Annotated in this window: 1 protein-coding gene; it reads right to left on the bottom strand. The window is 26.8% G+C overall.

Annotated features, from left to right (window positions below):
* The coding region (locus tag AC1DTM_RS27270; RefSeq protein WP_477001352.1) for a histidine kinase dimerization/phospho-acceptor domain-containing protein at positions 1-1,013 on the bottom strand (1,013 nt) is incomplete at its 3' end.
* Between the last annotated feature and the right edge of the window lie 223 nt (positions 1,014-1,236).

The following is a 1,236-nucleotide window of genomic DNA, read 5'->3' as shown; positions in this document are numbered from 1 at the left end:
ACTCCACCATCTATCATAGCCTCGATACCGTTTTGTATGATGTTAGTTAAACACAGTTTTAATTTTTCAGGATCAGCATTTATAAAAAGGGAGTCTGTAATATTCAGTTTTAATTTAACATTGTACGATAGAGCGATTGGTGAAATAGCATCTTTCACCTGATTTAAAATGTGATTAATATCTAGTTTCTCTTTTATAATGTTTTGTGGTTTGGTTAAAGATAAATAGTTATTTATAGTAGATTGTATTTGCTGCATTTCAAGTAACATAATTTCTAAGTACTTATCTTGAGACATCTTAGTGTTCTCATTTTCATTTAATAATTGAGTGAATCCATGTACCGTGGTCAGTGGATTATGAATTTCATGCGCAATAGATGCAGCTAGTTCACTAGCTATATAAAATTTTTCTGCTCTTTGCATTCTTTCTTTCATTTTAAATTTCTCAATCATTCCCTCTATTAAATAAACGGATAATAATACTGTAAAAATATTAATGACTATATAATTTAATAAAAATTCAATGAGAGTAGAGCCAATTTTACCACCTGTGTTTATTTGAGTTATAATACCGAAGATAGAAAGTGAAGTTGTACATATCAAAACAAGTAGTATGCTTAATAATATCTTTTTTTCCTTGAAATAAATGGGTAACAAGTAACGAAACATTATTGTAATACCAGTAATAATAGTAAAGATAATAAATGATGGGAAAACTCCGCTTCCGCCTAAGTAAAATCTATAAGAAAGATATAAAATTCCTATAGAAATAATGCTCTTTGTATTTCCATATAGAAAAACTAATATTATTGGAATAAAACGTAAATCATAAATAAACCCAGCATGTAAATGAAAAGGAAAAGTCATACAAAAAATAATTGCAATGGAGGAAAGAACAGAAATTAATATATTATTACATGCTATTTTTTCTTTATGTTCTAGCCAAAATACTTGATAGCTAAGGATACAAATAATAATAATAAAGGTATTTAATAATAGTGTAGAAATTCCCATAGTTTATGCCTCTCTGTTAGTTTGTATGTAGTATTATGAATGAATTTAATTTAGATTTTGGTTTTATTAGATTTTCTATCTTTAAAAAGAAAGGGAAGGGTATTTGAAAAGTGATCTTTTACTATATATATTAGAACCGATGAGGAAGATAGAAAAATTATCTATTAAAAAAGCTATTTTTAGTTATGTGCATTACAAATTGAAAGTAGCCCTTGTATAGGTA

It is taken from the genome of Bacillus sp. P4_D3, from assembly GCF_056401855.1.
The sequence above is the reverse complement of the archived record's forward strand: the minus strand, read 5'-3'. Positions and strand labels throughout refer to the sequence as shown.